Here is a 24,691-nt window from a genome sequence, read left to right as displayed (position 1 = left end):
GCTTGTGAGCCTGGAGATGATCTTCGAGTACGTGCCGGGTGGGCGGTTGTCCGGGATCACCGACGATCGGCCCGAGTGCCGCTCCGTTCGGACGGCCGGGTTGGTTATCGCCTTCTGCCACTCTGGACGGTTGCGGACCGACCACCCCTATTCACCCCTGTAGGCAATCGGTGATCTTCCATAAAGCCTGCATCTAGTGATACCTATCTCTCACCACCACTTCCCCCACCCCCAGGAGTGCGACGTGCGGAGATCCCGCCTCATTACCCTCGCCGTGAGTGTTGCGGCGTCCCTCGGTGCCACGCTCACGCTGGCCGTTCCCGCCCAGGCGTCGGCCAGCGACCACTACGTCGCCCTCGGCGACTCGTACGCCTCCGGCGTCGGCGCGGACAGCTACACCTCCGAGAGCGGTGCCTGTAAGCGCAGCACAAACGCGTACTCGGCGCTGTACAACACCAAGATCAAGCCCGCCTCGTACAAGTCGGTGGCCTGTTCCGGAGCGGTCACCACGGACGTGATCAACAATCAGCTCTCGGCGCTGTCGTCGAGCACCACGCTGGTCAGCGTCACCATCGGCGGCAACGACGTCGGCTTCTCCACCATCATGTCGACCTGCGTGCTCCAGGGCGAGAGCGCCTGCGTGGCCGCCGTGGCCGCCGCCGAGACCAAGGCCCGCACCGAGCTGCCCGGCAAGCTGGCGAACGTCTACAACGGAATCAAGGCCAAGGCGCCCTCGGCCCGGGTGGTGGTCGTCGGCTACCCGGTCTTCTACCAGCTCGGCACGACCTGCGTCGGCCTCACCGTGACCTCCCGGACGAAGCTCAACGCGGGCATCAACCTGGTTGACGACATCATCCGCACCGCCGCCACCTCGGCCGGGTTCACGTTCGCCGACGTGCGCTCGGCCTTCGTCGGCCACCAGCTGTGCAGCTACGGCGAGAAGTGGATGCACGCCCTGAACTTCCTCAACATCGGCGTCTCGTACCACCCGACGGCGGCCGGCCAGTCCGGCGGCTACTACCCGGTGTTCCGCACCGCTGCGGGCTGACCGGGCCAGCCCCGGCCGGTGACCTCCGAGGCCGCGCCCCCACCCACCGGGTGGGCGCGCGGCCTCGATCAATTCGGGGAAGGGGTCGCCGGGCTACGCCGGCAGGACCTTCTCGATCGCGGCGCGCAGCTCGGGGGAGTCCGGCGCGACGGTCGGGGCGAACCGGGCGGCCACCGTGCCGTCCGGCGCCACCAGGAACTTCTCGAAGTTCCACCGCACGTCGCCGGTGTGCCCGTCGGCGTCCGGCGTGGTCACCAGCTCCGCGTACAGGGGGTGCCGGGCCGGCCCGTTGACGTCGACCTTCTCCGTCAGCGGGAAGGTCACCCCGTAGTTGACCTGGCAGAACTCGCCGATCTCGGCGGCGGTGCCCGGCTCCTGGCCGGCGAACTGGTTGCACGGCACGCCGAGCACCACCAGGCCCCGGTCGGCGTAGGTCTCGTGCAGGGCCTGGAGGCCGGCGTACTGCGGGGTGAGGCCGCAGCGGGAGGCCACGTTCACCACCAGCAGCGCCCGGCCCCGGTGGCGGGCGAGGTCCGCCGGGCCGCCGGTCAGCGCGTCGATCTGGGTGTCGAAGACGGTCATCCGCCGAGGCTACCGACCGGCCGCGACGGGCCGGACGGAACCGGGGTTCCCAAATATCGACGTATGTACATCTTGACGAAGTGATGACGTCGTGAGTAGCGTCTCACCATCCTTTAGGAAAGTTTCCTAACTGTTTGGGGAGACGCCACATGAAGAGATCGTTCCGCCGGGCCGCCTGGGCCGGCGCCGTGATCGCGGTGACCGTCGCGGCGGTCCCGATGACCTCGGCGTTCGGCGCCGGAAGTGTGACCGCCACGTTCGCCAAGGCGCAGGACTGGGGGACCGGTCACGAAGCCCGGGTGACCGTCGCCAACGACTCCGCCGCCAGCATCAGCACCTGGCGCATCGAGTTCGACCTGCCTGCCGGCACCACCATCAGCAGCTCCTGGGACGCCGACGTCACCAGCAGCGGCAACCACTACGTCGCAGTGAAGAAGAGCTGGGCCGGCCCGCTCGCCCCCGGGGCGAGCTTCAGCTGGGGCTACAACGGCGCCGGGGCGTACAAGGCGCCGCTGAACTGCACCATCAACGGCGCCCCGTGCGGCGGGGGCACCCCGCCGACCACCGCGCCGCCGACGACCGCCCCGCCGACCACCGCGCCCCCCACGACCCCGCCGCCGACCACCCCTCCGCCGACCACGCCGCCGCCGGGCGGCAAGAAGGTCGTCGGCTACTTCGCCGAGTGGGGCGTCTACGGCCGCAACTACCACGTCAAGAACATCCACACCAGCGGGTCCGCCGCGAAGATGACCCACATCCTGTACGCCTTCGGCAACACCACCGGCGGTCGCTGCAGCATCGGCGACAGCTACGCCGACTACGAGAAGGCGTACACCGCCGCGGACAGCGTCGACGGCATCGCCGACACCTGGGACCAGCCGTTGCGCGGCAGCTTCAACCAGCTCCGCAAGCTGAAGAAGATGTACCCGAACATCAAGGTCATCTACTCCGTCGGCGGCTGGACATGGTCGGGCGGCTTCACCCAGGCCGCGCAGAACCCGACCGCGTTCGCCGAGAGCTGCTACAACATGGTCGAGGACCCGCGCTGGGCGGACGTCTTCGACGGCATCGACGTCGACTGGGAGTACCCGAACGCCTGCGGTCTCACCTGCGACGCCAGCGGCCCCAACGCCTTCAAGAACGTGATCTCCGCGCTGCGGACCAGGTTCGGCTCCTCGGCGCTGGTCACCGCGGCGATCACCGCCGACGGCAGCAACGGCGGCAAGATCGACGCCACCGACTACGCCGGCGCGGCACCGAACCTCAACTGGCTGATGCCGATGACGTACGACTTCTTCGGCGCCTGGGCCGCGCAGGGTCCCACCGCCCCGCACTCGCCGCTCACCTCGTACACGGGCATCCCGCAGCAGGGCTTCTGGAGCGACGCGGCGATCCAGAAGCTCAAGAGCAAGGGCATCCCGTCCGACAAGCTGCTGCTCGGCATCGGCTTCTACGGCCGGGGCTGGACCGGGGTCACCCAGGCCGCCCCGGGCGGCACCGCCACCGGCGCGGCCCCCGGCACGTACGAGGCCGGCATCGAGGACTACAAGGTCCTCAAGAACACCTGCCCGGCCACCGGCACCGTCGCCGGCACCGCGTACGCCAAGTGCGGCAGCAACTGGTGGAGCTACGACACCCCGTCGACCATCGGCGGCAAGATGACGTACGCGAAGAACCAGGGCCTCGGTGGCGCGTTCTTCTGGGAGCTCTCCGGTGACACGAGCAACGGTGAGCTGATCGGCGCCATCAAGGGTGGCCTCGGCTGAGCCGAGGGCCGACGCAACACCCACCCGGCGGGGAGGGACCACGCACCGGTCCCTCCCCGCCCGCTCGTCGGCCCCGGCGCGGCGTCCGCCGTGGCGCACCGGGTGCTCGGCGGGACCGGGGCGATGTGTCAGACTCGCGCATCGGCACCTGCCCGTGCCGGGTCGAGGGGAGGGACGGATGGCTGTGACTCACTCCAGGTCGGCGCTCGTCGCGGCGCTCGCGCTCCTGCCGTTCACCCTGTTCGGCTGCGGGCTCGGCGACGACGACGAGAAGGCGGCGGAGCAGCCCGGGCGGGCACCCGCCGAGGAGGCGGCCACCAAGGCCCGCGAGCGGGTGCAGGCCTACCTCGACGCGATGATCGCCAAGGACACCGCGGCCGGGCGCGGCCAGCTCTGCGCCCCCGCCCAGGAGGGCTTCGACTCCGCCGCCACCGGCCCGAACGGCGACTTCGCCGACCACTTCACCGTGACGGAGGCGGCCATCACCGACGTCCGCCCCGGTACGGCCGGGCAGGAGGTCAGCACGTCGATCACCGTCACCGTCGGCGCCCGCGAGGCCACCCGGCCGCTGCTGTTCACCGTCACCCGCAGCGGCGCCGACTGGTGCGTCGCGGGGGAGGCGCCGGGCGGGCACACCCCGGAGCCGACGGTCACCCCCTGACCACCTCCCGCCATCCCGGGCCGTGGGGGCCCGGGGCTCCCAACCTCCGGAACCGTCCCCCTCGACGCCCGGCCCCTCCGGGGGCCGCCGTAGGCTTTCCCCATGCGCCATGAGTGGCATCAGCTGAGCCATCCCGCGGTGGGCAGCCCCGGCCTCCAGACCAGCCGTCCGACCGTCGACTCCGCCGAGGACGCCGCCCTCGGCCTGGACCGCTGGCGGGACCTGCCCCGGACGCAGATCCCGCCGTGGTCGGATCCGGCCGCGGTCGCCGAGGTCTGCAAGGTGCTCGACACCGTGCCGTCGGTCGTCGCGCCCTACGAGGTCGACCAGCTCCGGCACCGCCTCGCCCTGGTCTGCGAGGGCAAGGCGTTCCTGCTCCAGGGCGGCGACTGCGCGGAGACTTTCGTCGACAACACCGAGAGCCACCTGCTCGCCAACGCCCGCACCCTGCTCCAGATGGCGATCGTGCTGACCTACGGCGCGTCCCTGCCGGTGATCAAGGTCGCCCGGGTCGCCGGGCAGTACACCAAGCCCCGATCGCTGCCGACCGACGCCCGAGGGCTGCCGGCCTACCGCGGCGACCTGATCAACTCGCTGGAGGCCACGCCGGAGGCGCGGGTCGCCGACCCGCAGCGCATGATCCGGGCGTACGCGAACTCGGCCGCCGCGATGAACATGCTCCGGGCGTACCTGGCGGGCGGGCTGGCCGACCTGCACGCGGTGCACGACTGGAACAAGGGCTTCGTCAGGAGCTCCCCGGCCGGCGAGCGCTACGACGCGATCGCCCGGGAGATCGACCGGGCGCTGGCCTTCATCAACGCCTGCGGGATGACCGAGGACGACGCGCTGCGCACCGTCACCCTCTACTGCTCCCACGAGGCCCTCGCGCTGGAGTACGACCGGGCGCTCACCCGGGTCTCCGACAGCCGGGCGTACGGCCTGTCCGGGCACTTCCTGTGGATCGGCGAGCGCACCCGGCAGATCGACGGCGCGCACATCGACTTCATCTCCCGCATCGCCAACCCGATCGGCGTGAAGCTCGGCCCGACCACCACCCCGGACGAGGCGATCGAGCTCTGCGAGAAGCTCAACCCGGAGAACATCCCCGGCCGGCTGACCCTGATCAGCCGGATGGGCAACCACCGGGTCCGCGACGCCCTGCCGCCGATCGTGGCGAAGGTCACCGCCGCCGGCGCGAAGGTCGTCTGGCAGTGCGACCCGATGCACGGCAACACCCACGAGTCCTCCAACGGCTACAAGACCCGGCACTTCGACCGGATCGTCGACGAGGTGCTCGGCTACTTCGAGGTGCACCGGGGCCTAGAGACCCACCCGGGCGGCCTGCACGTCGAGCTGACCGGAGAGAACGTCACCGAGTGCCTCGGCGGCGCCCAGGGCATCGAGGACCTCGACCTGCCGGACCGGTACGAGACCGCCTGCGACCCGCGGCTGAACACCCAGCAGTCGCTGGAGCTGGCCTTCCTGGTGGCGGAGATGCTCCGTGGCTGACCCGAGGAGTGAGCTTGCGAGCCCCGCAGTCGGCGGCCGAAGGGACAACCGTGGCTGACCATCTCATCGACCTGCGGTCGGACACCGTGACCCGGCCCACCGCCGGGATGCGGGAGGCGATGGCCACCGCCGAGGTCGGCGACGACGTCTACAGCGAGGACCCGACGGTCAACGCCCTGGAGGCCGAGGTCGCCGCCCTGTTCGGGCACGAGGCGGCGCTGTTCGCCCCGACCGGGTCGATGGCCAACCAGATCGCCCTGCAACTGGCGGTGCCGCCCGGCGACGAGCTGCTCTGCGACGCCGACGCGCACATCGTCACGTACGAGATCGGAGCGGCGGCGGCGTACGGCGGGATCTCGTCGCGGACCTGGCCGGCGGTCGGCGCGGACATCGACCCCGACCTGGTCGCCAACATGGTCCGGCCGGACGGCTACTTCGCGGTGCCGACCCGGGCCATCGCCGTGGAGCAGACCCACAACCGGGGCGGCGGCGGGGTGATCCCGCTGGCCACCCTGCGCGAGCTGCGCCGGGTCGCCGACGCCAACGGGCTGGCCCTGCACTGCGACGGCGCCCGGATCTGGCACGCCCACGTCGCCGACGGCGTGCCGCTGGCCGCCTACGGCGCCCTGTTCGACACCATGTCGGTCTGCCTGTCCAAGGGCCTCGGCGCGCCGGTCGGCTCGCTCGTCGTCGGCAGCGCGGAGAAGATCGAGCGGGCCCGGTTCGTCCGCAAGCGGATGGGCGGCGGAATGCGCCAGGCCGGCGTGCTCGCCGCCGCCGGCCGGTACGCCCTGGCGCACCACGTCCAGCGGCTCGCCGACGACCACGCGAAGGCGGCCCGGCTGGCCGAGGCGGTCGCCCCGTTCGGGGTGCTCGCCACAGCGGTGCGGACGAACATCGTCCCGCTGGACCTGACGAAGTCCCCGCTCGACGCGCGGGGCCTGGCAGCTGCCGCCCGCGCCGAGGGCGTGCTGATCTCGGTCCTCGGCCCGCGCTCCGCCCGCCTGGTCACCCACCTGGACGTCGACGACACGGCCATCACCCAAGCCGCCCAGACCTTAACCACCCTCCTCAACCCCTAACCCCACCCACCCCACCCCCGATCGCCCCCGATCGCCCCGGTGATCAAGAGCTTTACGTCAGGATCCGGCGCTCGGGTGACGTAAACCTCTTGATCACCGGGGCGAGACGGGCGGGGCGAGACGGGCGGGCGGACGCCGGGCCGGTGGGGGGTGTGGGTGGGTCAGGGGTGGAGGCGGGTGAGGGTGGCTATGTCGGTGGCGTGGCCCTCGTGTTTCTCCGTGGGGGTCTCCACCACCACCGGGATGCCCGCCGTGGCGGGGTGGGTCATCAGCTCGGCGAACGCCGACTCGCCGATGTTGCCCTTGCCGATGTTCTCGTGCCGGTCCCGGGTCGAGCCGCACAGGTCCTTCGAGTCGTTGGCGTGCACCAGCCGCAGCCGGTCCGGCCCGACCGTGGCGACCAGCGTGTCCAGGCAGGCCGTCATGCCGCCGTCGACGGCCAGGTCGTGCCCGGCGGCCCAGGCGTGGCAGGTGTCGAAGCAGACGCCCAGGCCGGGGTGCCGGTCCACCGAGTCCAGGTACGGGCCGAGATGCTCCACCCGGGAGGCCAGCGACCGGCCGCCACCCGCGCTCGGCTCGACCAGCAGCAGCGGGCCACCCGTCGCCAGCGTCTCGTCGAGCAGCGGCAACAGCGCCTCGCGTACCTGACGCATGGCCGCGTCGGCGTGGCCCGCGTCGACCGCGCTGCCGGCGTGGAAGACCACCCCGAGGGCGCCGATCGCCCGCCCCCGGCGCAGCGCGTGGGCCAGGGTCTGCGCCGACCGCTCGACCGTGGCCGGGGTGGGGGAGCCGAGGTTCACCAGCAGCGACGCGTGGACGAACACCGGCACGCCCCGCTCGGCACAGCCCTCGCGGAACAGCGCGTCCTGGGCCGGGTCGCCCGTCGGGAGCGCCCAGCCCCGGGAGTTGGAGACGTAGACCTGGACGGCCTCGGAGCCGGCGGCGTCGACGTACGGCAAAGCCGCCTTCGCCAGCCCACCCGACGTGGGGGTGTGCGAGCCGACCGGCCGGCGGAGAGCGGACGCCGACATCTCTACAGACACCCGATCGTGATCTGGGTGCCCGGCGCCACCTGGGCGTTCTCGCCCGGGTTCTGGAACCGGACGATGCCGTTCGGGTTGAACTGCACGTTCACCGGGAAGCCCTGGCCCTCCAACTGCTGCTTGGCCTGCTGGCAGGGCAGGTCGAGCACCCGGGGCACGACCACCGGGGCGGGGCCCTTGCTGACGTCGAGCTTGACCTGGGCCCCCTTCTCCACGCCCGCGCCGTCCGCCGGGCTCTGCCCGAGGATCTCGTCCTTCGGCTTGTCCGAGTCCTTGTACGTCTCCACCGGCACCAGGCCGAGCTGGGCCAGGGCGGTGCGGGCCTCGTTGACGTTCTTGCCGACGAGGTTCGGCACCGAGATCGGGGCCTTGCCCTTGCTCAGGATGACGGTGACCTTCGCGCCCGGCTTCACCTCGGCACCGACCTTCGGGTTGGTGTCCAACACCACGCCCTCGGGCAGGTTGTCGTCGTACCGGGGGGTGCCCTTGGCGACGACCAGCTTGGCGTTGACCAGGTCGGCTTCGGCCAGCTCGAACTCCTTGCCGACCACGTCCGGCACGGGGAACCGGTCCGGCCCCAGCGAGAGGGTGAGGGTGATGGCGCCGCCCTTGAGGATCCGGGCGGCCGAGGCGGGGCTCTGCGCCACCACGCCGTCGCGCGGGACCTTCTCGTCGTAGCGGGGCTCGGCGTACTCGAGGGTGAAGCCGCCCCGGGTCGCCTGCGCCTGCGCCTCGGCCTTGCTGAGGCTGACCAGCTCCGGGGCGACCGTGTACCGGCCCACGCCGAACCACCAGCCGGTGAGCGCGGCGATCAGGACGAGCACCACGGCCGCCGCCAGCAGGCCCACCCGCCCCCGCTGGTCGCCCAGCACCCGGGCCCGCAGGGCGGCGATCCGGCCGCTCGGACCGGGGCTCTCCGGCTCGGCCCGCCGCCGGTGCGGGCGCTGCTCCTTGTGCTCGGGCAGCCGGGCCCAGGCGGGGCGCTCGGCGGGCCGGACCGCCGCGACCACCATGGTGGGCTGAGTCAGCGGGGTTGCGTCGTCGGTCACCACACGCAGCACGGCGGTGTGCGCGTTCTGGTCGCCCAGCTCGTCGCGGACGACCTGGACCTCGGCCAGCAGGACGCCGGCGTCGGCCGGCCGTGCCTCCGGGTCGCGTCGGGTGGCCCGGGCGACGAGGTCGTCGAGCGTCTTCGGCAGCCCCGGCACCAGCGTCGAGGGGGCCGGCACGTCGTTGTCGACGTGCTGCCAGGCGACGTCCACCGGCCGGTCGCCGTCGTACGGGACCCGGCCGGTGAGCATCTCGAACAGCACGATGCCGGCCGAGTAGACGTCGGTGCGGGTGTCGGAGCGCCCGTCGGTGACCAGTTCCGGCGCGACGTACGCCACCGTGGCCATGAGCTGGTTGCCCGGCTCGTCCTCGGCGCTGGCCTCCACCGCGCGGGCCAGCCCGAAGTCGGCGACCTTGACCACGCTGTCGACCAGGTTGGCGACCCCGCCGGTGGGTGCCTCGGCGACCAGCACGTTCTCCGGCTTGACGTCGCGGTGCACCAGGCCCGCCCGGTGCGCGGCGGCGATCGCGGCGAGCATCTGCTCCATGATCGCCAGCGCCTCGTCCGGGTGCAGCCGGCGCCGCTCGGCGAGCACGTCGCGCAGCGTCCGGCCGCGCACGTACTCCATCACCAGGTACGGCAGGCCGGCGTGGGTGCCCTGGTCGTAGACCGCCACCACGTTCGGGTGGGTCAGCCGGGCGATGGTCTTCGCCTCGTCGGTGAACCGCTCCAGGAACCCGGCCATCCGGGCCCGTGTCTCGGCGGCCTGGGTCGGATGAATGATCTTGACTGCGACGGTGCGCTCCAGGCGCTCGTCGGTGGCGGTGTACACGGTCGCCATGCCGCCACGGGCCACGCGACCGCGAATGCGGTAGCGCCCGTCGATCAGCGAGCCCAGCAACGTGTCGGCGACCTGTGTGTCCATCGGCAGGCAGTCTATGTGTCCAGAGGGTGGAGGTTGAACAGGATGCTACAGCCGGCTGGCGACAGGATCCGGCCCGCCGTGCTCACGTCGCCCTCCGGAGTCCTCCCGGCACCCGTCCGGACCGGTCGAGGGGGTGCCCTCGCCGCTGCTGCCGGCGGCGTGGCAGGGTGATCGGGTGACCGACTCCGTACCCTCCGACCAGGCTGCCTCCGGCGCCGGCCCCGCCGGCCCGACCGATCCGGCCCGCTGGCTGAACCTGCCGGACGTCGCCGAGCGCCTCGACCTGTCGATCAGCAAGATCCACCAGATGATCCGGGACCGGGAGTTGCTCGCGGTGCGCCGCGACGGCATTCGCCGGATTCCCATCGACCTGGTGGCCAACCAGACAGTGCTCAAGCACCTGCCCGGGGTGCTCACCCTGATGACCGACGCCGGCTACGACGACGAGGCCACGCTGCGTTGGCTCTACGAGCCCGACGACACCCTGTCCGGCGGCACCCCGGCCGCCACGCTCGGCGGCGACCACGCCCGCGAGGTCAAGCGCCGCGCCCAGGCCCTCGGCTTCTGACCCCCTGACCCGCCCGCCCGACCCCTGTTCCCGTCACACCGGCCGGGCCGCACCTGGTAGGCCGGCCGGCCGGCCAGGCTGGCGTGGGCAGGCTGGACGGGCAGGCGGGGTGGCGGGTAAGGCGGGTGTCAGTCGGCGCGGCGGGTGGCGGCGATGGCGAGGTCGACCAGGGCCTGGCGGGCCTCCGTCTCCAGGTCGACGGCGGCCAGCGCGGCCAGCGCCGTGTCGGTCAGCGTGGCGATCCGCTCCTCGGTGCGGGCCAGCGCCCCGGTCGAGGTGATCAGCTCACGCAGCCGGACCACCCCGTCCTCGTCCAGGCCCGGGTCGCCGAGCCGGCCGAGCAGCAGCTCCCGGCCGGCCGCGTCGGTGGCCTCCACGGTCACCGCGACCAGGTACGTCCGCTTGCCCTCGCGCAGATCGTCGCCGGCCGGCTTCCCGGTCTGCGACGGGTCGCCGAACACCCCCAGCACGTCGTCGCGCAACTGGAACGCCTCGCCCAGCGGCAGCCCGTACGCCGAGTAGGCCGCCCGGACGTCCGCCGCCGCGCCGGCCAGCGCGGCGCCCAGCAGCAGCGGACGCTCGACCGTGTACTTCGCCGACTTGTACCGGGCGACCTTGCCCGCGCGCTCCACCGAGGTGTCGCCGGTGGCCTGGGTGAGCACGTCGAGGTACTGCCCGACGGTGACCTCGGTGCGCATCTCGTCGAAGACCGGGCGGGCCTGGGCCACGATCCGCGGGTCCAGCCCGGCGGAGTGCAGCAGCTCGTCGGACCAGACCAGACACAGGTCGCCGAGCAGGATCGCCGCCGCGTCGCCGAACCCGTCGGCGTCGCCGCCCCAACCGGCGTTCCGGTGCCGGGCGGCGAACCGCCGGTGCACCGCCGGCTCGCCGCGCCGGGTGTCCGAGCGGTCCATCAGATCGTCGTGGATCAGCGCGCTGGCCTGCACGAACTCCAGCGCGGCCAGCGCGGTCACCACCTGGTCCGAGTCACCCCCGCCGGCACCCCGGAATCCCCAGTACGCGAAGGCCGGTCGCAGTCGCTTGCCGCCGCCCAGCACGAACGCCTCGATCGCCTCGGCCACCGGCACGAGGGCGTCGTCGACGCCTGTCATCCAGGTGCGCTGGCCGGCCAGGAACTCGGTCAGGGCCTTGTCGACCCGCTGACGCAGGCCGGCGCGGTCGACGGGGGACACGGGAGCAGCGTGGGTCACGCCCCGACGCTAGCGGGTCGCCTGGGACCGTGCCGCATCCGTGGCCCGTGGCGTGCTGTGGACCGCCCCGGCCGTCGATCTCGTCGCGACGGGTTCAGTTTCTGGTCACGGGCGGTGACCGTCGGCCCGCCCGGTGGTCGGCCCGCCCGGTGGTCGGCCCGCCCGGTGGTCGGCCCGCCCGGTGGTCGGCCCGCCGGGGCCGGCCCAGCGCGGCCAGCGTCCGCCCGGTCATCGTCGCCAGCTCCGGCCCATCGAGCCAGCACAGCCAGGGCGGCTCCCGGTCCGGCTCGACGGCCCCGGTGAACCGCCCGGCCGCGGCGAGCGCCTGCCGGGCCGCCTCCGGCCGGCCGCCGAGGGCCGCGGCCAGGGCCACCCGGTGCAGCAGCAGCGCCCGCAGGCCGGGGCTGGCGTGCCGTCGGGACCCGGCGTACCCGGTCCGGGCCCGCACCAGCGCGCCGCGCGGGACCGGGAGCCCGCCGGATCGACCGCCCCGGGCGGCGGGCCCGGCCGCCGGCTGTGCGCGGCGGCCTCGGCCAGCAGCTCGACCGGCACGGCGAGGACCACGGCGAGCCACCCCAGCCAGAAGCCCCCCGGCACGCGGAGCTGCCGCTCCCAGCGGGACACCTCGTGCCGGCTCAGCGTGGGCACGCCCGAGGCGGCGCACAGCTCGGCGGCGAGGAGCTGCTGGCTGCGGCCCCGGGCCAGGCGGAGCCGGGCGAGCAGCGGCCCGAGCAACTCGGGGCCGGGTGGCGTGGGCGGCGTCATCGGTCCTCCAGGGGGTCGGCGCGGTGGCGACGCCGGTCCCTCCCGGATGGGCGGGACCGGTGTGCCGCAGTCGGTGCTGACCCCCGCGCGGGCCCCCCGAAGCCGGCTCCCGCCGGCCCCACCCGCGCTGCCCAACTGTCTACCCCGGGGGTACGACGGTCTGCCCGGCCGGTCGTCGGGGACGCGGCGCGGATCGATCACATCGACGCCTGCGGACGCCCGTCGAGGAGTACCCGCGGTGCCGCCTCCAGCAGCGCCTCGACCCCCTGACGGCCAGGGCATGACGGCCCTGGCCGCCGGGGGGTGTGTCCGCCGGGGCGTGTCCGTCGCGCTCTGTGGGAAGGACTCTGTCTCCGGCACGCGCCTGCGGCTAGAGTCGATCCGTGGCGCTCGGTCTTCCCTCGGTCCTCCCCAATCCGCAGCCGGCGATCGGGGAGCTGATCCGCGACCGTCAGCCGACCTTCTCGTTCGAGTTCTTCCCGCCCAAGACCGCGCACGGCGAGCGGCTGCTCTGGCAGGCGATCCGCGAGCTGGAGTCGCTGCGCCCGTCGTTCGTGTCGATCACCTACGGGGCCGGCGGGTCGACGCGGGACACCACGGTCGCGGTGACGGAGCGGATCGCCACCGAGACCACCCTGCTGCCGATGGCGCACCTGACCGCGGTCAACCACTCCGTCGCCGAGCTGCGCAACGTCATCGGCCGGCTGGCCGGCGTCGGGGTGCGCAACATGCTGGCCGTGCGGGGTGACCCGCCGGGCGACCCGGGCGGGGAGTGGGTCCGCCACCCCGAGGGCGTGCTCTACGCCGAGGACCTGGTCCGGCTGGTCCGCGACGCCGGCGACTTCAGCGTCGGGGTGGCTGCCTTCCCGTACAAGCACCCGCGCTCGGCCGACGTGGCCGGCGACACCGCGCACTTCGTCCGCAAGTGCCGGGCCGGCGCGGAGTTCGCGATCACCCAGATGTTCTTCGACGCCGACGAATACCTGCGGCTGCGCGACCGGGTGGCGGCGGCCGGGTGCGACACCCCCATCCTGGCCGGGGTGATGCCGGTCACCCAGCTGAGCACCATCGAGCGTTCGGCGCAGCTTTCCGGGGCGCCGTTCCCGCCGGCCCTGGCCGCGCGGTTCGCCGAGGTCGCCGACGACCCGGAGGCGGTCCGCCGGCTCGGCATCGAGCAGGCGGCCGAGATGTGCCGGCGGCTGCTGGACGAGGGCGTCCCCGGGATCCACTTCATCACCCTCAACCGGTCCACCGCGACCCGGGAGGTCTGGCAGCAGTTGCAGGTCGGCACCAGGGTGTGACCCCCGTGGGGCGACACCTGGGCGCCGATGCGACGGTTGTTCCGTGGTGGGCAGTCAGCTGAACTGGGACGAGTACGCGACGGCGTGGGCGCGGCTGCACGGGGGCTTCGACCCCCGGGCGGCGGCCCCGGTGGTACGCGCCTGGCTGCGGTTCGCCTACCACGTCGGGTACGTGCTGGGCCGGCTGCGGGTCACTCCGACCGCGGTCACCGTGGCGGGCGTGCTGCTCTGCCTCTGTGTGCCGCTGTTCGCCGTCCGGCCGGTGAACGGGCCGGTCATCGGGGCGCTGTTCGTGCTGGCCGCCTCGGTGGCCGACAGCGTGGACGGTGCGGTGGCGGTCGCCACCAACCGCACCACCCGGCTCGGGTACGTCTACGACTCCGTGGCCGACCGGCTCGGCGAGGTCGCCTGGCTGGCCGCGTTCTGGCTGTTGGGCGCGCCGGGCGCGCTGGTCGTAGCCGCAGGCGGGCTGTCCTGGCTGCACGAGTACGTCCGGGCCCGGGCGGTCTCGGCGGGGATGCGGGAGATCGGCGCGGTCACCGTGGGGGAGCGTCCCACCCGGGTCTGCGTGGCCCTGGTCGGGCTGCTGCTGGCCGGGCTGGCCGGACTGATCGACCCGGACCTGACCGCCGGCACCATCACCATGGCCACTGCGGTCTGGGTGCTGCTAGCCGGCTTCGGCCTGGGCCAACTCCTCTCCACGGTCCGCCGCGCCCTCGTCAACGCCCCCTGACCCCACCCCACCCCCCGACGGCGCGCAGTTTCACGGAAAGGGTGGCCTCCAGGCTCGTCGAGGCCACCCTTTCCGTGAATTTGCGATGATCTTGGGGCGTGGGGAGGGTGGGGGGTTAGGCCCAGGCGGGGCCGATCTCGTCGGCGACGATCTGCGCGGAGAGGGCGACCATCGGCAGGCCGCCGCCCGGGTGGCTGGAGCCGCCGACCAGCCAGAGGCCGGCCGCCGGGCCCCGGTTGGCCGGGCGGAGCAGGCCGCCGGCCGTGCCGTAGATCGACCCGCCGGGCGCGCCGGTGGTGGCGTCCAGGTCGGCCGGGGTGCGGACCTCCCGGAACGCCAGCCGGTCCCGCACGTCCACGCCCCGCTCGGCGAGCACGTCGAGGACCCGGTCGGCGTACGCGTCGGCGAGCCCCGGCCGGCGCCAGTCCACCGCCCCGGTGGCGGTGCCGTGTCGGGCGGCGTTGACCAGCACGAACCACGCCTCGTGGCCCTCGGGGCGGACGGCCGGGTCGTCGGCGACGGTGACGAAGACCGTCGGGTCGGGCGCGGGACGGGCCCGGATCCCGCGCCCCGGGTGGCCGAAGACCGCGTCGAACTCGGCGTCGTAGTCGCGTGGGAAGAACACGTTGTGGTGGGCCAGCCCGGTGTCGCCGGCCACCCCGAGCAGCAGCACGAAGCCGGCGAGGCTGCGGTCGGTGAGCCCGGCCAGCCGGCGCGGGCTGGGCAGCAGGTCCCGGTAGACGGTCAGCGCGTCCACGTTGGCCACCACCACGTCGGCGGGGACGGGCGCGGCGACGCCGGCCAGGCGTACCCCGTGCACCCGGCCGCCCGCGGCGTCGATCCGGGTGACCGCGGTGCCGGTCCGCACGACCACGCCGAGGTCCAGGCACCGGGTCAGCAGCGCGTCGGCGAGGGTGCCCAGGCCGCCGCGCAGGTACCAGCCGCCGAACGTCAGTTCGGCGTACGGCACGGCGACCAGCGCGGCCGGGGCCCGGCGGGGGTCGGCCCCGGTGTAGGTGGCGTACCGGTCCAGCAGCATCCGCAGCCGGGGGTCGGACAGGTGCCGGCGGCCCAGCCCGCGCAGGGTGCGGCCGGGACCGATCGCGGCGAGGTCGCCCACCCGCCAGGCCAGCCCGGCGAGGTCCAGCGGGGAGTCGACGGCCCGGCTCAGGACGTCGGAGTGCGAGGCGTCCCAGACCCGGGCGGCGCGTCGCCACAGCCGCTGCCAGTCGGCGGCGGCCCGGTCGCCGAACGCCGTCCCGACGCGGGCAGCGAACTCCGCCGGGTCGGCGCACGAGTCGAGCGTGGCCCCGTCGGGGAAGACGTGCCGGACGATCGGGTCCACCGGGACCAGGTCGAGGTACTCGTCGAGCTTCGCCCCGGTCGCCTCGAACAGGTCGTGGAAGACCTCCGGCAGGGTGAGCAGACTCGGCCCGGTGTCGAAGTGGAACGACCCGCCGGGGGTGTCGTGGACGTACCGGCCGAGCTTGCCGCCGACGGTGTCGGCCCGCTCGAAGACGGTCACCTCGTGCCCGGTGGCGGCCAACCGGGCGGCGGTGGCCAACCCGCCCACCCCGGCGCCGACGACCACGATCCGCGCCATGACGTGCCCTCCTAGCTGACCGGGCGGCCGCGCCAGGACAGGCGGTGCCGCTTCCGCAGATGGTACGACCGCAGGGTCAGCCAACCGAGGACCACGACCGACACGGGGTGGCCGAGCGCGTCGGGCCACCACCGGCCGCCGGTCGCCCGGGCGCTGACCGCCCGCCCGGCGGCCCCGAGCAGGTAGCCGAGCGACGCCAGCGCCGCGACCGCCGGCGCGCCGGCCGCGAGGGCGACCAGCGCGATCAGCGGGGGAGCGGCGTACAGCAGGAGCAGCAGGGCCAGCACGGCCGCAGCCGCACCCGGGTGGCCGAACGTGGCCCACAGCGACTTGGTGTAGCCGTCGCGCAGCTGCGGCCAGTCGTCGTACATCCGGCAGGCGGCCAGCCGGGAGCCGTCGGCGAGGGCGATCCGGCCGCCGGACCGCTTGACCGCCCGGGCCAGCTCGATGTCCTCCAGGACCCGCGCGCGCACGGCGGCGTGCCCGCCGGCCGCGTCGTACCCGGCCCGGTCCGCCACCAGGAACTGCCCGCCGGCTGCGGCCAGCGACGGCCGCGGCGAGCGCTCCATCGCCCGCAGCGGCAGGAAGGTCAGCCACAGCCACTGCAACAGCGGCTGCACCAGCCGGTCGGCCGCCGTCGCCACCACGATCCGGGGGTACGGCGACAGCAGCGTCACCCGCGCGGCGCGCAGCTCGGCCACCGCCGCCGCCACCGCGTACGGGGTGAGCACCACGTCGGCGTCGACGAACGCCAGCACGGTGGCGGCCGGGCCGGCCCGGGTGGCGAGCTGGTGGCAGGCGTGCGGCTTGCCCAGCCAGCCCGGCGGCGGGGCGACCCCGGTGAGCAGGGTGACCCGGGGATCGGCGCCGGCCACCGCGCGGACCACGTCGGCGGTGCCGTCGGCCGAGCCGTCGTCGAGCACCATGATCCGCAGGTCGGGCACGCCCCGCTGGGCGAGCAGCGCCCGCAGGCACGGGGTGACCCGGGCGGCCTCGTCGCGCAGCGGCAGCAGCACCGCGACGGTCTCGGCGACCTCGACCGGCCCGTCGGCGGGGCGGCGCAGCCACCGGGTGGCGTTGACCCAGGTGTGCAGGGTGAGCCCGGCGACGCCCGCTACCAGCAGCAGGACGCCGGTCATGCGGTGGCGTCGACCGGCCGGGGCGGCTGGCGCCTTCGGCGGTCCCGGCCCAGCGCCAGGGCCAGCGGCACGGCGGCCACCGCCATCCCGGCCGCGCCCCACCCCGCCGAGGCGGGCAGGCCGAGGAAGACCGCGTGGGCCAGGATGCTGGACAGGTACGTCCACAGGTAGAGCGCGAACATCGGGGCGTCCCGGGGGTCCGGATGGCCGACCACCGGCCCGGCCAGCGGGCGCAGCGCCGCCATCAGCAACACCGCGAACAGCAGCCAGCCGAGGTAGTTGCTGACCGGCACGCCGGGCAGGCCGGGCAGCACCGTGGTGGCGTCCCGCCACACCCAGTAGCCCTCGGCGACCATCTGCGGGTCGAGGAAGAGGTCCCAGGCGGCCAGCCCGACGGCGGCGAGGGCCACCCGGCCGACCCCGGGCGGGGTGAGCCGGGCCGCGGTCAGCCAGGCCGGCCAGGCCATCCACGTCCAGGCGAGCGGGATGATCAGCGGCACCCCGGCCAGCTTCGGGCCCAACTCGCCGGAGTAGTCGTAGCTGCCGAACGGGAAGCCGGTGGCCACCCCCAGGGCCTCGATCGCGAAGCCGCCGCCGGTGGCCACGGCGACCAGCGCCGCCGCCGCGCGGACCCCCCGGGTGAGCAGCGCGTGACCGACCGAGATCAGGTACCCGAGCACGACGGTGGCCACGGTCAGCCCGGCCCGGGTGGCACCGGTGGTGAGCGGGTAGCAGATCTGGGCCAGGACCAGCACGCCCAGCCCGGCCCAGGGCAGCCGGCGGTCCAGCCCGGCCCGGTCCAGCCCAGCTCGGGGTAGCCGGCGGTCCAGCCCGGCCCAGGGCAGCCGGGGTCGGGGTGGTCGGGGTCGGGTCACGGCACGCCCGGGCCCGGGGCGGCGGCCGCCCGGTCCACGGGGGCCTGCGGGGTGAGCGGGAGGTCCCGGCCGAGGATGCCGAACGGGCGCTCGTCGCCGGGGAAGTGGAAGTGGCGCAGCACGTCGACGAAGCCGAACCGGCGGTACAGCCGCCAGGCGCGGGAGCGCTGCTCGTCGGCCTCCGGGGTGGACAGCAGGGTGGTGCTGCCCGGTGCCATGGTGAGCAGGGCGGTGAGCTGGCGGGCGCCCAGGCCGTGCCCCTGCGCGGGCGGCCGGACGTGCAGCTCGACCACCTCGAAGCAGTCGGCCAGCCAGCGCCGCCGGGCGTCGCCGTCCAGCGCCCGGTGCACCTGGTCGTGCCACCACTGGCCCGCCGCGCCGAGGTACCCGTACCCGAAGCCGGCCAGGTGGCCCTCGGAGGTGAGGCTGGCGACGGCGCGGAAACCGGGGCGGCGCACGTGGGCGGCGATGTAGCCACGCCGGGCCGCCAACAGGTCCGTCCGGTAGTTCATCGCCTCGCCGTAGACGGTCACCACGTCGTCCAGCCGCCGGACCAGGTCGTCCGGCGTCCAGCGCACCAACCTCATGCCCGCCCATCCTTCGCCGTCTTCGGATCGCCGTCGGCGACCCAACCCAGCACCGACCGGTCGCCGACCACGTCGCGCACCTCGAACCGCGCGAAGAGTTCCTCCGCGTACCACCCCGCGGTGGGGGTGCGCGTGATCGCGGCGCGGTGCTCGGGGTGACGGTACGCGAACGCGACGAGGTCCGCCGTGTCGCGCCACACGCTGACCGTGCCCTGCCAACCCAGCGGGGCCTCGCCGACGCCGAACCGGGCCAGCAGGCCGGGCGCGGCGTGCAGGGCGGCGGCCACCGGCGGCACCGCCCGCCAGAAGGTGGCCGCCCGGCGGGCCCGCAGCCGGGCCCGGGTCAGCGCCAGCACCGGGCCGGCGACCCGGCCGCCGGACGGCTCGCCGAACGGCCGCCGCCCGGACCACTCGCCCCGGCTGGTCAGCGGGCGCAGGTCGACCCGTACCTGGGAGTGGGCGATGCGGGCCCAGGAGCGGCCCACCGGCGAGTCGGTGAAGCCGGCCGCAGCGGCCGGAGAGTCCCAGACGGCCAGCGCGGCCCAGCGGGTCAGGTCGGCGTCGCCGGGGCCGAAGCCGGTGCCGGTCCCGGTGCCGAGCAGCTTGCCGAACCGGACCCCGGGGGTGCGGCGCAGCCGCGTCGGGTGCGTCGCCATCCGGGCCAGCGCACCGGGCAGGGCGGCCCGACCGATCCGCCAGACGTGCAGGGTGACCAGCTCGGGTACGCCGCTCACGCCACCTCGGCCGGGGTGCCGGCGGTGATCCGGAGCAGCTCCGCGTACGTGGTGGGGAAGACCGCCCGGGGCACCCCGCCGGCCGCCCAGACCTCGTCGTACCCCTCCAGGGCGGTGTCGACCAGGGTGCGCAGCGGCGCGGGGTGGCCGAGCGGGGCGACCCCGCCGATCACCTGGCCGGTGTGCTGCCGGACGAACTCGGGGGTGGCCCGGCGCAGGTGGGTGACCCCGAGGGACGCGGCCAGGCCGGCCGTGTCCACCCGGTGCGCGCCGGAGGTGAGCACCAGCAGCGGCGCGTCGTCGGCGGCGAAGACCAGCGAGTTGGCGATGGCGCCGACGCCCACGCCGAGCGCCTCGGCCGCCGCGGCGGCGGTGTGCACCGCCTCGGGCAGCAGGCGAACCGCGCTGGGTCGGCCGGAGCCGTCCCGCGCGCCCGCGGCATCGAGGGCCTCCTGCACGGCCCGCACGTTCGGGTGTGGCTGCATGCCGCCCATTCTTCCCGGCCCGCTCCCGCCCGGCTCCCAGGGGCGGCCCGAGCCTCGTCAGGCCCGCTCGTTCCCGCCAGTCCGCTGTCCAGAAGCACGAAGTGCGGCGTCTTGGCGGCACTGCCGCCCCCGCTTCCCCGCCACCCTCGACCTGGTCGGCCCCCCGACCGGCCGGGTGGGCGGGGCCGTGCCGAGCGGGACGGTGTCGGGCGCGGGCGGCGCGGTCGCCCGGGGCGTGGACACCCGGGCCGTCTCGGCCAGCGCCACCCCGAGCAGCACCAGCGCCCCGCCGCCGAGTTGGGCGGCGTTGAGCGTCTCGCCGTCGCCGATGACCATCCAGGCGACCGCCGCGGCGAGCACCGGCTCCACCATGCCGACGATCCCGACACTGGTCGCCGGCAGGTGCCGCATCGCGCCCGCCACCAGCAGGTACGGCACGATCGAGCCGAGCACCACCACGTACCCGCAGAGCAGGGCGACCGGGACGCCCGCCGCGCTGCCGGTCAGCGGCTCCCAGCCGCCGGTGCCGGCGGCGACCCGGGTGAGCAGCCCGGCCACGGCGGACGCGCCGAACGCCCAGGTGCACAGCGACAGGGCGTCCCGCCCCTGCACGCCGCGTGCGCCGAGCACGTAGTAGACGGCCAGGAAGACCGCCGCGCCGAGGCCGGCGAGCATGCCGAGCCCGTCCAGCTTCAACTCGCCCCACACCTCGGCCACGCAGCCCAGCCCGGCCAGGCTCAGCGCCAGGCCCGCCCAGAGGCGGGGGCGGACCCGGTGCCGCTGGCCGAACCGGGCCCAGAGGGCGACCAGCAGCGGGGCGGAGTACTCGAACAGCAGGCCGAGGCCGACCGGCAGCCGGGAGATGGCGACGAAGTAGAGCATCGGCACCAGGAAGAAGCCGGTCAGGCCGTACGCGACCAGCAGCGGGATCTGCCGGGGGGTGACCCGGAGCCGGCGCGCGCCCGGGCGCAGCAGCAGGCTCAGCAGGAGCAGGCCCGCGACGGCGCCGAGCGCACGCAGCAGGGTGAGCTGCTGGGCGTTCAGGCCGGCCCGGAGCACCAGCTTGGAGACCGTGCCGTTGACGGCGAACAGGGCGCCCGAGCCGAGCACCATGGCGACGCCGAGGGCGGGGCGGGGGGTCGTCACGAGCAGAGGCTAGCGCCGTGGTCGTCAGGGGGCCCAGGGGCATGCGCTCGTTACCCGTCCGGGCCCCGCCCGGGCGCCGGGCGGTCGGGTCCTGTCGGGTGTGGGGAGCCGGTCCGACGTGCGGGGCCGACCGGCCGTCGTCGCCCCGCCGCGCCGTCCGCCACACGTTGCGTTTTCGTCGGGCGCGGGGTGTACTGTCAGCAGCAGTTAGAACGAGTGTTCGATTGCCTCGAACACCCGTTCCAACGGCCCGGGCGGTGTTTCGCGGCGCCGGCCCCGGGCGGTGCGGCTTCGCGGGCCGCACCTTGGGCCCTGGGCAGTCGCGAGTCCGGGCCCGACAGGCAGGAGCGTCGCCCGCCGCCCACGACCCCCGGGCGGCGGGCGACGAACCCGCCGGTACGCCGGCCGGGTGTGGTGTGGGGAAGCGTCCACACCCGGCCGGCTCCCGCCGGTGCGTCTTCCTCCGCACCACTCGACGGCCCGCGCGCCGGCGGCCCCGGTCGTCCGCGCCCCGCCCGGCCACGTGGAGGAGACAGCCCATGCCGACCAACCCGGCCCAGCCACCGACGGTGCCGGCACACGTGCTGCCGCACCGCACCCCGGCCCAGCTTCTCGCGGTGGCCCGCCACGGGCTGACCGAGGCCGCCCGGACCGGCCCCGACGGGCTGCGCTACGCGGCGGCCCACCTGGCCGCGCTGCGCGCCGCCGCGGCCCTGCTCGCCGCCCGTGCCCGTCCCGCCCCGGTCCGGCGCAACCGGATCACCAGCGTCTGGGTCCTGCTCGCCGCCGTCGCCCCCGAGCTCGACGAGTGGGCAGCGTTCTTCGCCGCCGGCGCCAGCAAGCGTGCCGCAGCCGAGGCCGGCATCCCCCGGGTGGTCACCGCCCGGCAGGCCGACGACCTGCTCCGGGCGGCCGAGGAGTTCGTGACGGTGGTGGAGAGCACCCTCGGGCTGGCCCACCAGCCGGCGCTCGACGGCCTGGCCGCCTGAGCGAGCCGCCCGGCGGGCGCTGGTCATCGGCGGGGCGGCCCAGCACGCACGATTCCGGCACGACGAGCACGACGGGGGGTAGGTCCGATGGCGGGCCTGATGGTGGTCGGCTCCGCCGCGCTCGCGGGCCTGGTACGCCCGGCCAGCGCGCCGGATCCGGCCGGCGGGCAGCGGGTGCTCCCGGTGCCCCCCGAGCTGACCGGCCTGTTGCCCAACCGGGGGCTGCGCCGGGGCAGCACGATCGCGGTCGCCGTCGGCCAGCCCCGGCGCAGCGGCGGCACGTCGCTGGTGCTGGCGCTGCTCGCCGAGGCGTCCCGAGCCGGCTCGTGGTGCGCCGTGGTGGGGGTGCCGACCTTCGGCGCGGGCGCGGCGGCCGAGGCCGGGATCGCCCTGGACCGGCTCGCCCTGGTGCCGCAGCCGGGGCCGGAGTGGCCCACCGTCGTCGCCGCGCTGATCGACGGGGTGGACGTGGTGGTGGCCGCCGTGCCGGCCACCGTCTCCGCCTCGGTCGCCAACCGGCTGGCGGCCCGGGCCCGGCAGCGGGGCAGCGTGCTCGTCCCGTACGGCCGCTGGGACGGCGCGGACGTCACGTTGCAGGTGGTCCGGGGCGTCTGGGAGGGGCTGGGACAGGGCCGGGGCCGGCTGCGCCGGCGCGAGGTCACCGTCTCCGCCCGAGGGCGGGGCGCGGCAGCCCGGCCCAAGGAGATCAAGGTCTGGCTCCCCGGCGACGGGCTCACCCGGGTCATCCCCCGGTCGGCCGCCATCCCGACCGCCTCCGTCACCGGCCGGTCGACCGCCGGCCGGCTCCGCCCGGTACCCCCGTCGCCCCCGGTGTTCCCGACGTTCCCGACCGCCTCCGACGTCCCACCCCGTCGTGGCGCGTCTGCCTCCGACGTCCCACCCCGTCGTGACGTCCCACCCCGTCGTGACGCCCCACCCCGTCGTGACGCCCCACCCCGTCGTGGCGCGCCTGCCTCCGACGTCCCGCCCGACCGTGGCGGGCTTGCCGTGGCCGGTCCCTCGGCACCGGCCGACTCAGGCTCGCCGGGTTCGCGGTCGGTGCCGGGGTGACCGGGGTGCCGACGCGCACGCTGCTGCTCTGGTGCCCGGACTGGCCGGTGCTCGCCGCCGAGATCGTCGACGGGGTGCCGGCCGTCGGGCCGGTCGCCGTGCTGCACGCCAACCGGGTGGTCGCCTGCTCCGAGCGGGCCCGCGCCGAGGGCGTCCGCCGGGGGCTGCGCAAGCGGGAGGCGCAGGGGCGCTGCCCGCAGTTGACCGTCGTCGACCACGATCCCGGCCGGGACGCCCGGGCGTTCGAGCCGGTGGTCGCCGCGGTCGAGGAGGTCGCCGCCGGGGTCGAGGTGGTCCGCCCGGGCGCCTGCGCGCTGGCTGCGCGGGGTCCGAGCCGCTATCTCGGCGGCGAGGAGCCAGCCGCCGAGCGGATCATCGAGCACGTCGCGCAGGCCTGCGCGGTGGAGAGCCAGGTGGGGATCGCCGACGGGGTGTTCGCCGCCGGCCTCGCCGCCCGCGTCGGGCAGGTGGTGCCCGCCGGCGGCACGCCCGGATTCCTGGCGGGCCTGCCGGTGGAGGCACTCGGCCGGCCGGCCCTGGCCGACCTGCTGCGCCGGCTCGGCATCCGTACCCTCGGGGACTTCGCCGCGCTGCCGGCGGGGGACGTGCTGGCCCGGTTCGGGTTCGACGGTGTGCTGGCCCACCGGCTCGCCGCGGGCCGGGACCACCGGCCGCTGGCCGTCCGTCAGCCCCCGGCCGACCTGGCGGTGACCGCCGACCACGACGAGCCGATCGACCGGGTGGACGCGGCGGCCTTCGCCGCCCGTGCGCTGGCTGAGCGATTGCACGACCGGCTGGCCGCGCACGGCCTGGCCTGCACCCGGCTCGGCATCGAGGCGGTCACCGCGCACGGTCAGGAGCTGCACCGGGTCTGGCGGCACGACGGCCTGCTCACCGCCGCGGCCATCGCCGACCGGGTGCGCTGGCAGCTCGACGGTTGGCTCTCCGGCAGCACCGGGCGGCCCGGCGCCCGCCCGGCCCGGCCGACGGCCGGGATCATCCGGTTGCGGCTGGTGCCCGACGGGGTGCTCGCCCAGGCCGGCCTGCAACCCGGGCTGTGGGGGGAGGCGGGCGAGGAGCGGGAGCGTGCGCACCGGGCGCTGAGCCGGGTGCAGGGCATCCTCGGCCCCGAGGCGGTGGTCACCGCGGTGCTCGGCGGCGGGCGGTCCCCGGCCGACCAGGTGCGGCTGGTGCCCTGGGGTGACGAGCGGCTGCCCGCCCGCCCGGGCGAGCCCAGCTGGCCGGGCCAGGAGGCCCTGCCGGCGCCGGTGCAACCGACGGGGTCCGGTGGCGCGGTGCGGTCGGCGGGGCCGACGCCGTCCGGTGGCACCGCCAGGCAGCGTGGAGTGTCGGTGCCGGGCCGGGCGACCAGGCCCGCCGGGTCGGCGTGGTCCGATGGTGCCGCCGGGTCGGCGTGGTCCGATGGTGCCGCCGGGTCGGCACGGTCCGATGGTGCCGCCGGGGCCGGTGTTCCCCCGTGGCCGGGGCGCCTTCCGCCGCCCGCGCCGGCCGTGGTGCTCCCCGCGCCGCTGGCCGCGACGGTGTACGACGCCGTTGGCGAGCCGGTCGGGGTCAGCGCCCGGCTCCAGGTGAGCGCCGCCCCCGCCCGACTGGTGGTCGGCACGGCCCGTCCGGTGGACATCGTCGGCTGGGCCGGCCCGTGGCCGGTGGACGAGCGCTGGTGGGCGCCGGCCGAGGCCCGCCGCCGGGCCCGGTTCCAGGTCTGCCTGGCCGATGGCGCCGCCCTCCTCCTCGCGATCGAGGCCGGCCAGTGGCTGGTGGAGGCCATCTATGACTGACCGGCGGGCCGCCCTGCC

The 24,691-nt window shown here is 75.3% G+C and carries 22 protein-coding genes and 2 pseudogenes; 11 read left to right on the top strand and 13 right to left on the bottom strand.

Translation table 11 applies throughout. The features are described from left to right. The first annotated feature begins 274 nt into the window (after positions 1-274). Positions 275-1,048, top strand: coding sequence for an SGNH/GDSL hydrolase family protein (locus tag GVV04_RS23090; RefSeq protein WP_328822522.1), 774 nt, complete (start codon positions 275-277; stop codon positions 1,046-1,048). A gap of 93 nt (positions 1,049-1,141) precedes the next feature. Here the strand turns inward: GVV04_RS23090 and GVV04_RS23085 are convergent, their stop codons facing one another. Next, the gene (locus GVV04_RS23085) at positions 1,142-1,630 is read right to left on the bottom strand and encodes a glutathione peroxidase (RefSeq protein ID WP_161690304.1); all 489 of its coding nucleotides are present in this window, start codon (positions 1,628-1,630) and stop codon (positions 1,142-1,144) included. Positions 1,631-1,779: 149 nt separating this feature from the next. Here GVV04_RS23085 and GVV04_RS23080 point away from each other — a divergent pair, with 149 nt between their 5' ends. The 4 genes from GVV04_RS23080 to GVV04_RS23065 all read left to right on the top strand — a co-directional run bounded on the left by GVV04_RS23080 (position 1,780) and on the right by GVV04_RS23065 (position 6,648). Then, positions 1,780-3,396 carry a glycosyl hydrolase family 18 protein gene (locus GVV04_RS23080; RefSeq protein ID WP_161690302.1) on the top strand — a complete coding sequence of 539 codons (1,617 nt, stop codon included), beginning with the start codon at positions 1,780-1,782 and terminating at the stop codon, positions 3,394-3,396. A 178-nt stretch (positions 3,397-3,574) separates the two neighbouring features. Then, positions 3,575-4,057 (top strand): hypothetical protein, encoded by a 483-nt coding sequence (locus GVV04_RS23075; RefSeq protein WP_161690299.1) that lies wholly within the window; start codon positions 3,575-3,577, stop codon positions 4,055-4,057. A 102-nt stretch (positions 4,058-4,159) separates the two neighbouring features. Continuing rightward, positions 4,160-5,566 (top strand): class II 3-deoxy-7-phosphoheptulonate synthase, encoded by a 1,407-nt coding sequence (locus GVV04_RS23070; protein ID WP_161690297.1) that lies wholly within the window; start codon positions 4,160-4,162, stop codon positions 5,564-5,566. Between the two features lie 50 nt (positions 5,567-5,616). Continuing rightward, a complete protein-coding gene (locus tag GVV04_RS23065) occupies positions 5,617-6,648 on the top strand; it encodes a threonine aldolase family protein (protein ID WP_161690294.1) in 1,032 nt (343 codons plus the stop codon). A gap of 161 nt (positions 6,649-6,809) precedes the next feature. Here the strand turns inward: GVV04_RS23065 and GVV04_RS23060 are convergent, their stop codons facing one another. Both GVV04_RS23060 and pknB read right to left on the bottom strand, forming a co-directional pair. After that, positions 6,810-7,679 carry a deoxyribonuclease IV gene (locus tag GVV04_RS23060; RefSeq protein WP_161690291.1) on the bottom strand — a complete coding sequence of 290 codons (870 nt, stop codon included), beginning with the start codon at positions 7,677-7,679 and terminating at the stop codon, positions 6,810-6,812. Between the two features lie 2 nt (positions 7,680-7,681). Next, the gene (gene pknB, locus GVV04_RS23055) at positions 7,682-9,667 is read right to left on the bottom strand and encodes a Stk1 family PASTA domain-containing Ser/Thr kinase (protein WP_161690288.1); all 1,986 of its coding nucleotides are present in this window, start codon (positions 9,665-9,667) and stop codon (positions 7,682-7,684) included. Positions 9,668-9,842: 175 nt separating this feature from the next. Here pknB and GVV04_RS23050 point away from each other — a divergent pair, with 175 nt between their 5' ends. Next, positions 9,843-10,235, top strand: coding sequence for an Rv2175c family DNA-binding protein (locus tag GVV04_RS23050; protein WP_161690286.1), 393 nt, complete (start codon positions 9,843-9,845; stop codon positions 10,233-10,235). Between the two features lie 128 nt (positions 10,236-10,363). Here GVV04_RS23050 and GVV04_RS23045 read toward each other — a convergent pair whose 3' ends face one another. The 3 genes and pseudogenes from GVV04_RS23045 to GVV04_RS34480 all read right to left on the bottom strand — a co-directional run. Further along, positions 10,364-11,446 carry a polyprenyl synthetase family protein gene (locus GVV04_RS23045; protein WP_161690283.1) on the bottom strand — a complete coding sequence of 361 codons (1,083 nt, stop codon included), beginning with the start codon at positions 11,444-11,446 and terminating at the stop codon, positions 10,364-10,366. Positions 11,447-11,540: 94 nt separating this feature from the next. Then, positions 11,541-11,894, bottom strand: coding sequence for a hypothetical protein (locus tag GVV04_RS34485; RefSeq protein WP_328822542.1), 354 nt, complete (start codon positions 11,892-11,894; stop codon positions 11,541-11,543). 140 nt (positions 11,895-12,034) lie between these two features. Continuing rightward, positions 12,035-12,211: pseudogene (locus GVV04_RS34480) on the bottom strand (helix-turn-helix domain-containing protein); the annotation flags it as partial. A gap of 383 nt (positions 12,212-12,594) precedes the next feature. Between GVV04_RS34480 and metF the strand changes: the two are divergent. Continuing rightward, a complete protein-coding gene (metF, locus tag GVV04_RS23035; protein WP_161690280.1) occupies positions 12,595-13,512 on the top strand; it encodes a methylenetetrahydrofolate reductase [NAD(P)H] in 918 nt (305 codons plus the stop codon). A 43-nt stretch (positions 13,513-13,555) separates the two neighbouring features. Continuing rightward, entirely contained in the window at positions 13,556-14,245 is a 690-nt protein-coding gene (locus GVV04_RS23030) for a CDP-alcohol phosphatidyltransferase family protein (protein WP_161690277.1), read from the top strand. A 115-nt stretch (positions 14,246-14,360) separates the two neighbouring features. Here the strand turns inward: GVV04_RS23030 and GVV04_RS23025 are convergent, their stop codons facing one another. The 7 genes from GVV04_RS23025 to GVV04_RS22995 form a co-directional block, all read right to left on the bottom strand. Beyond that, the gene (locus tag GVV04_RS23025; protein ID WP_161690274.1) at positions 14,361-15,848 is read right to left on the bottom strand and encodes a phytoene desaturase family protein; all 1,488 of its coding nucleotides are present in this window, start codon (positions 15,846-15,848) and stop codon (positions 14,361-14,363) included. 11 nt (positions 15,849-15,859) lie between these two features. After that, positions 15,860-16,987, bottom strand: a complete 1,128-nt coding sequence (locus GVV04_RS23020) for a glycosyltransferase (RefSeq protein WP_161690271.1) — start codon at positions 16,985-16,987, stop codon at positions 15,860-15,862. Then, on the bottom strand, positions 16,984-17,775 hold the full coding sequence (locus GVV04_RS23015; protein WP_161690589.1) for a carotenoid biosynthesis protein: 792 nt from the start codon (positions 17,773-17,775) through the stop codon (positions 16,984-16,986). The genes GVV04_RS23020 and GVV04_RS23015 overlap by 4 nt, the downstream gene beginning before the upstream one ends. A gap of 83 nt (positions 17,776-17,858) precedes the next feature. After that, entirely contained in the window at positions 17,859-18,449 is a 591-nt protein-coding gene (locus tag GVV04_RS23010) for a GNAT family N-acetyltransferase (RefSeq protein WP_161690268.1), read from the bottom strand. After that, positions 18,446-19,183 (bottom strand): monooxygenase, encoded by a 738-nt coding sequence (locus GVV04_RS23005; protein ID WP_161690266.1) that lies wholly within the window; start codon positions 19,181-19,183, stop codon positions 18,446-18,448. Before GVV04_RS23005 ends, GVV04_RS23010 begins: the two co-directional genes overlap by 4 nt. Then, positions 19,180-19,668 (bottom strand): YbaK/EbsC family protein, encoded by a 489-nt coding sequence (locus GVV04_RS23000; RefSeq protein ID WP_161690264.1) that lies wholly within the window; start codon positions 19,666-19,668, stop codon positions 19,180-19,182. Before GVV04_RS23000 ends, GVV04_RS23005 begins: the two co-directional genes overlap by 4 nt. A gap of 57 nt (positions 19,669-19,725) precedes the next feature. Continuing rightward, on the bottom strand, positions 19,726-20,814 hold the full coding sequence (locus GVV04_RS22995) for an EamA family transporter (RefSeq protein WP_161690262.1): 1,089 nt from the start codon (positions 20,812-20,814) through the stop codon (positions 19,726-19,728). A gap of 539 nt (positions 20,815-21,353) precedes the next feature. On the opposite strand from GVV04_RS22995, the gene GVV04_RS22990 reads away from it, so the two are divergent. The 3 genes and pseudogenes from GVV04_RS22990 to GVV04_RS22980 all read left to right on the top strand — a co-directional run bounded on the left by GVV04_RS22990 (position 21,354) and on the right by GVV04_RS22980 (position 24,673). After that, the gene (locus GVV04_RS22990) at positions 21,354-21,803 is read left to right on the top strand and encodes an SAV_6107 family HEPN domain-containing protein (protein ID WP_161690261.1); all 450 of its coding nucleotides are present in this window, start codon (positions 21,354-21,356) and stop codon (positions 21,801-21,803) included. 87 nt (positions 21,804-21,890) lie between these two features. Further along, positions 21,891-22,628, top strand: a pseudogene (locus tag GVV04_RS22985) (hypothetical protein); the annotation flags it as partial. Between the two features lie 242 nt (positions 22,629-22,870). Then, the gene (locus GVV04_RS22980; RefSeq protein WP_161690259.1) at positions 22,871-24,673 is read left to right on the top strand and encodes a DNA polymerase Y family protein; all 1,803 of its coding nucleotides are present in this window, start codon (positions 22,871-22,873) and stop codon (positions 24,671-24,673) included. Positions 24,674-24,691: the final 18 nt, after the last annotated feature.

Origin of the sequence: Micromonospora rubida, assembly GCF_009908295.1 — a bacterium.
Lineage (GTDB): Bacteria > Actinomycetota > Actinomycetes > Mycobacteriales > Micromonosporaceae > Micromonospora > Micromonospora rubida.
The sequence above is the reverse complement of the archived record's forward strand: the minus strand, read 5'-3'. Positions and strand labels throughout refer to the sequence as shown.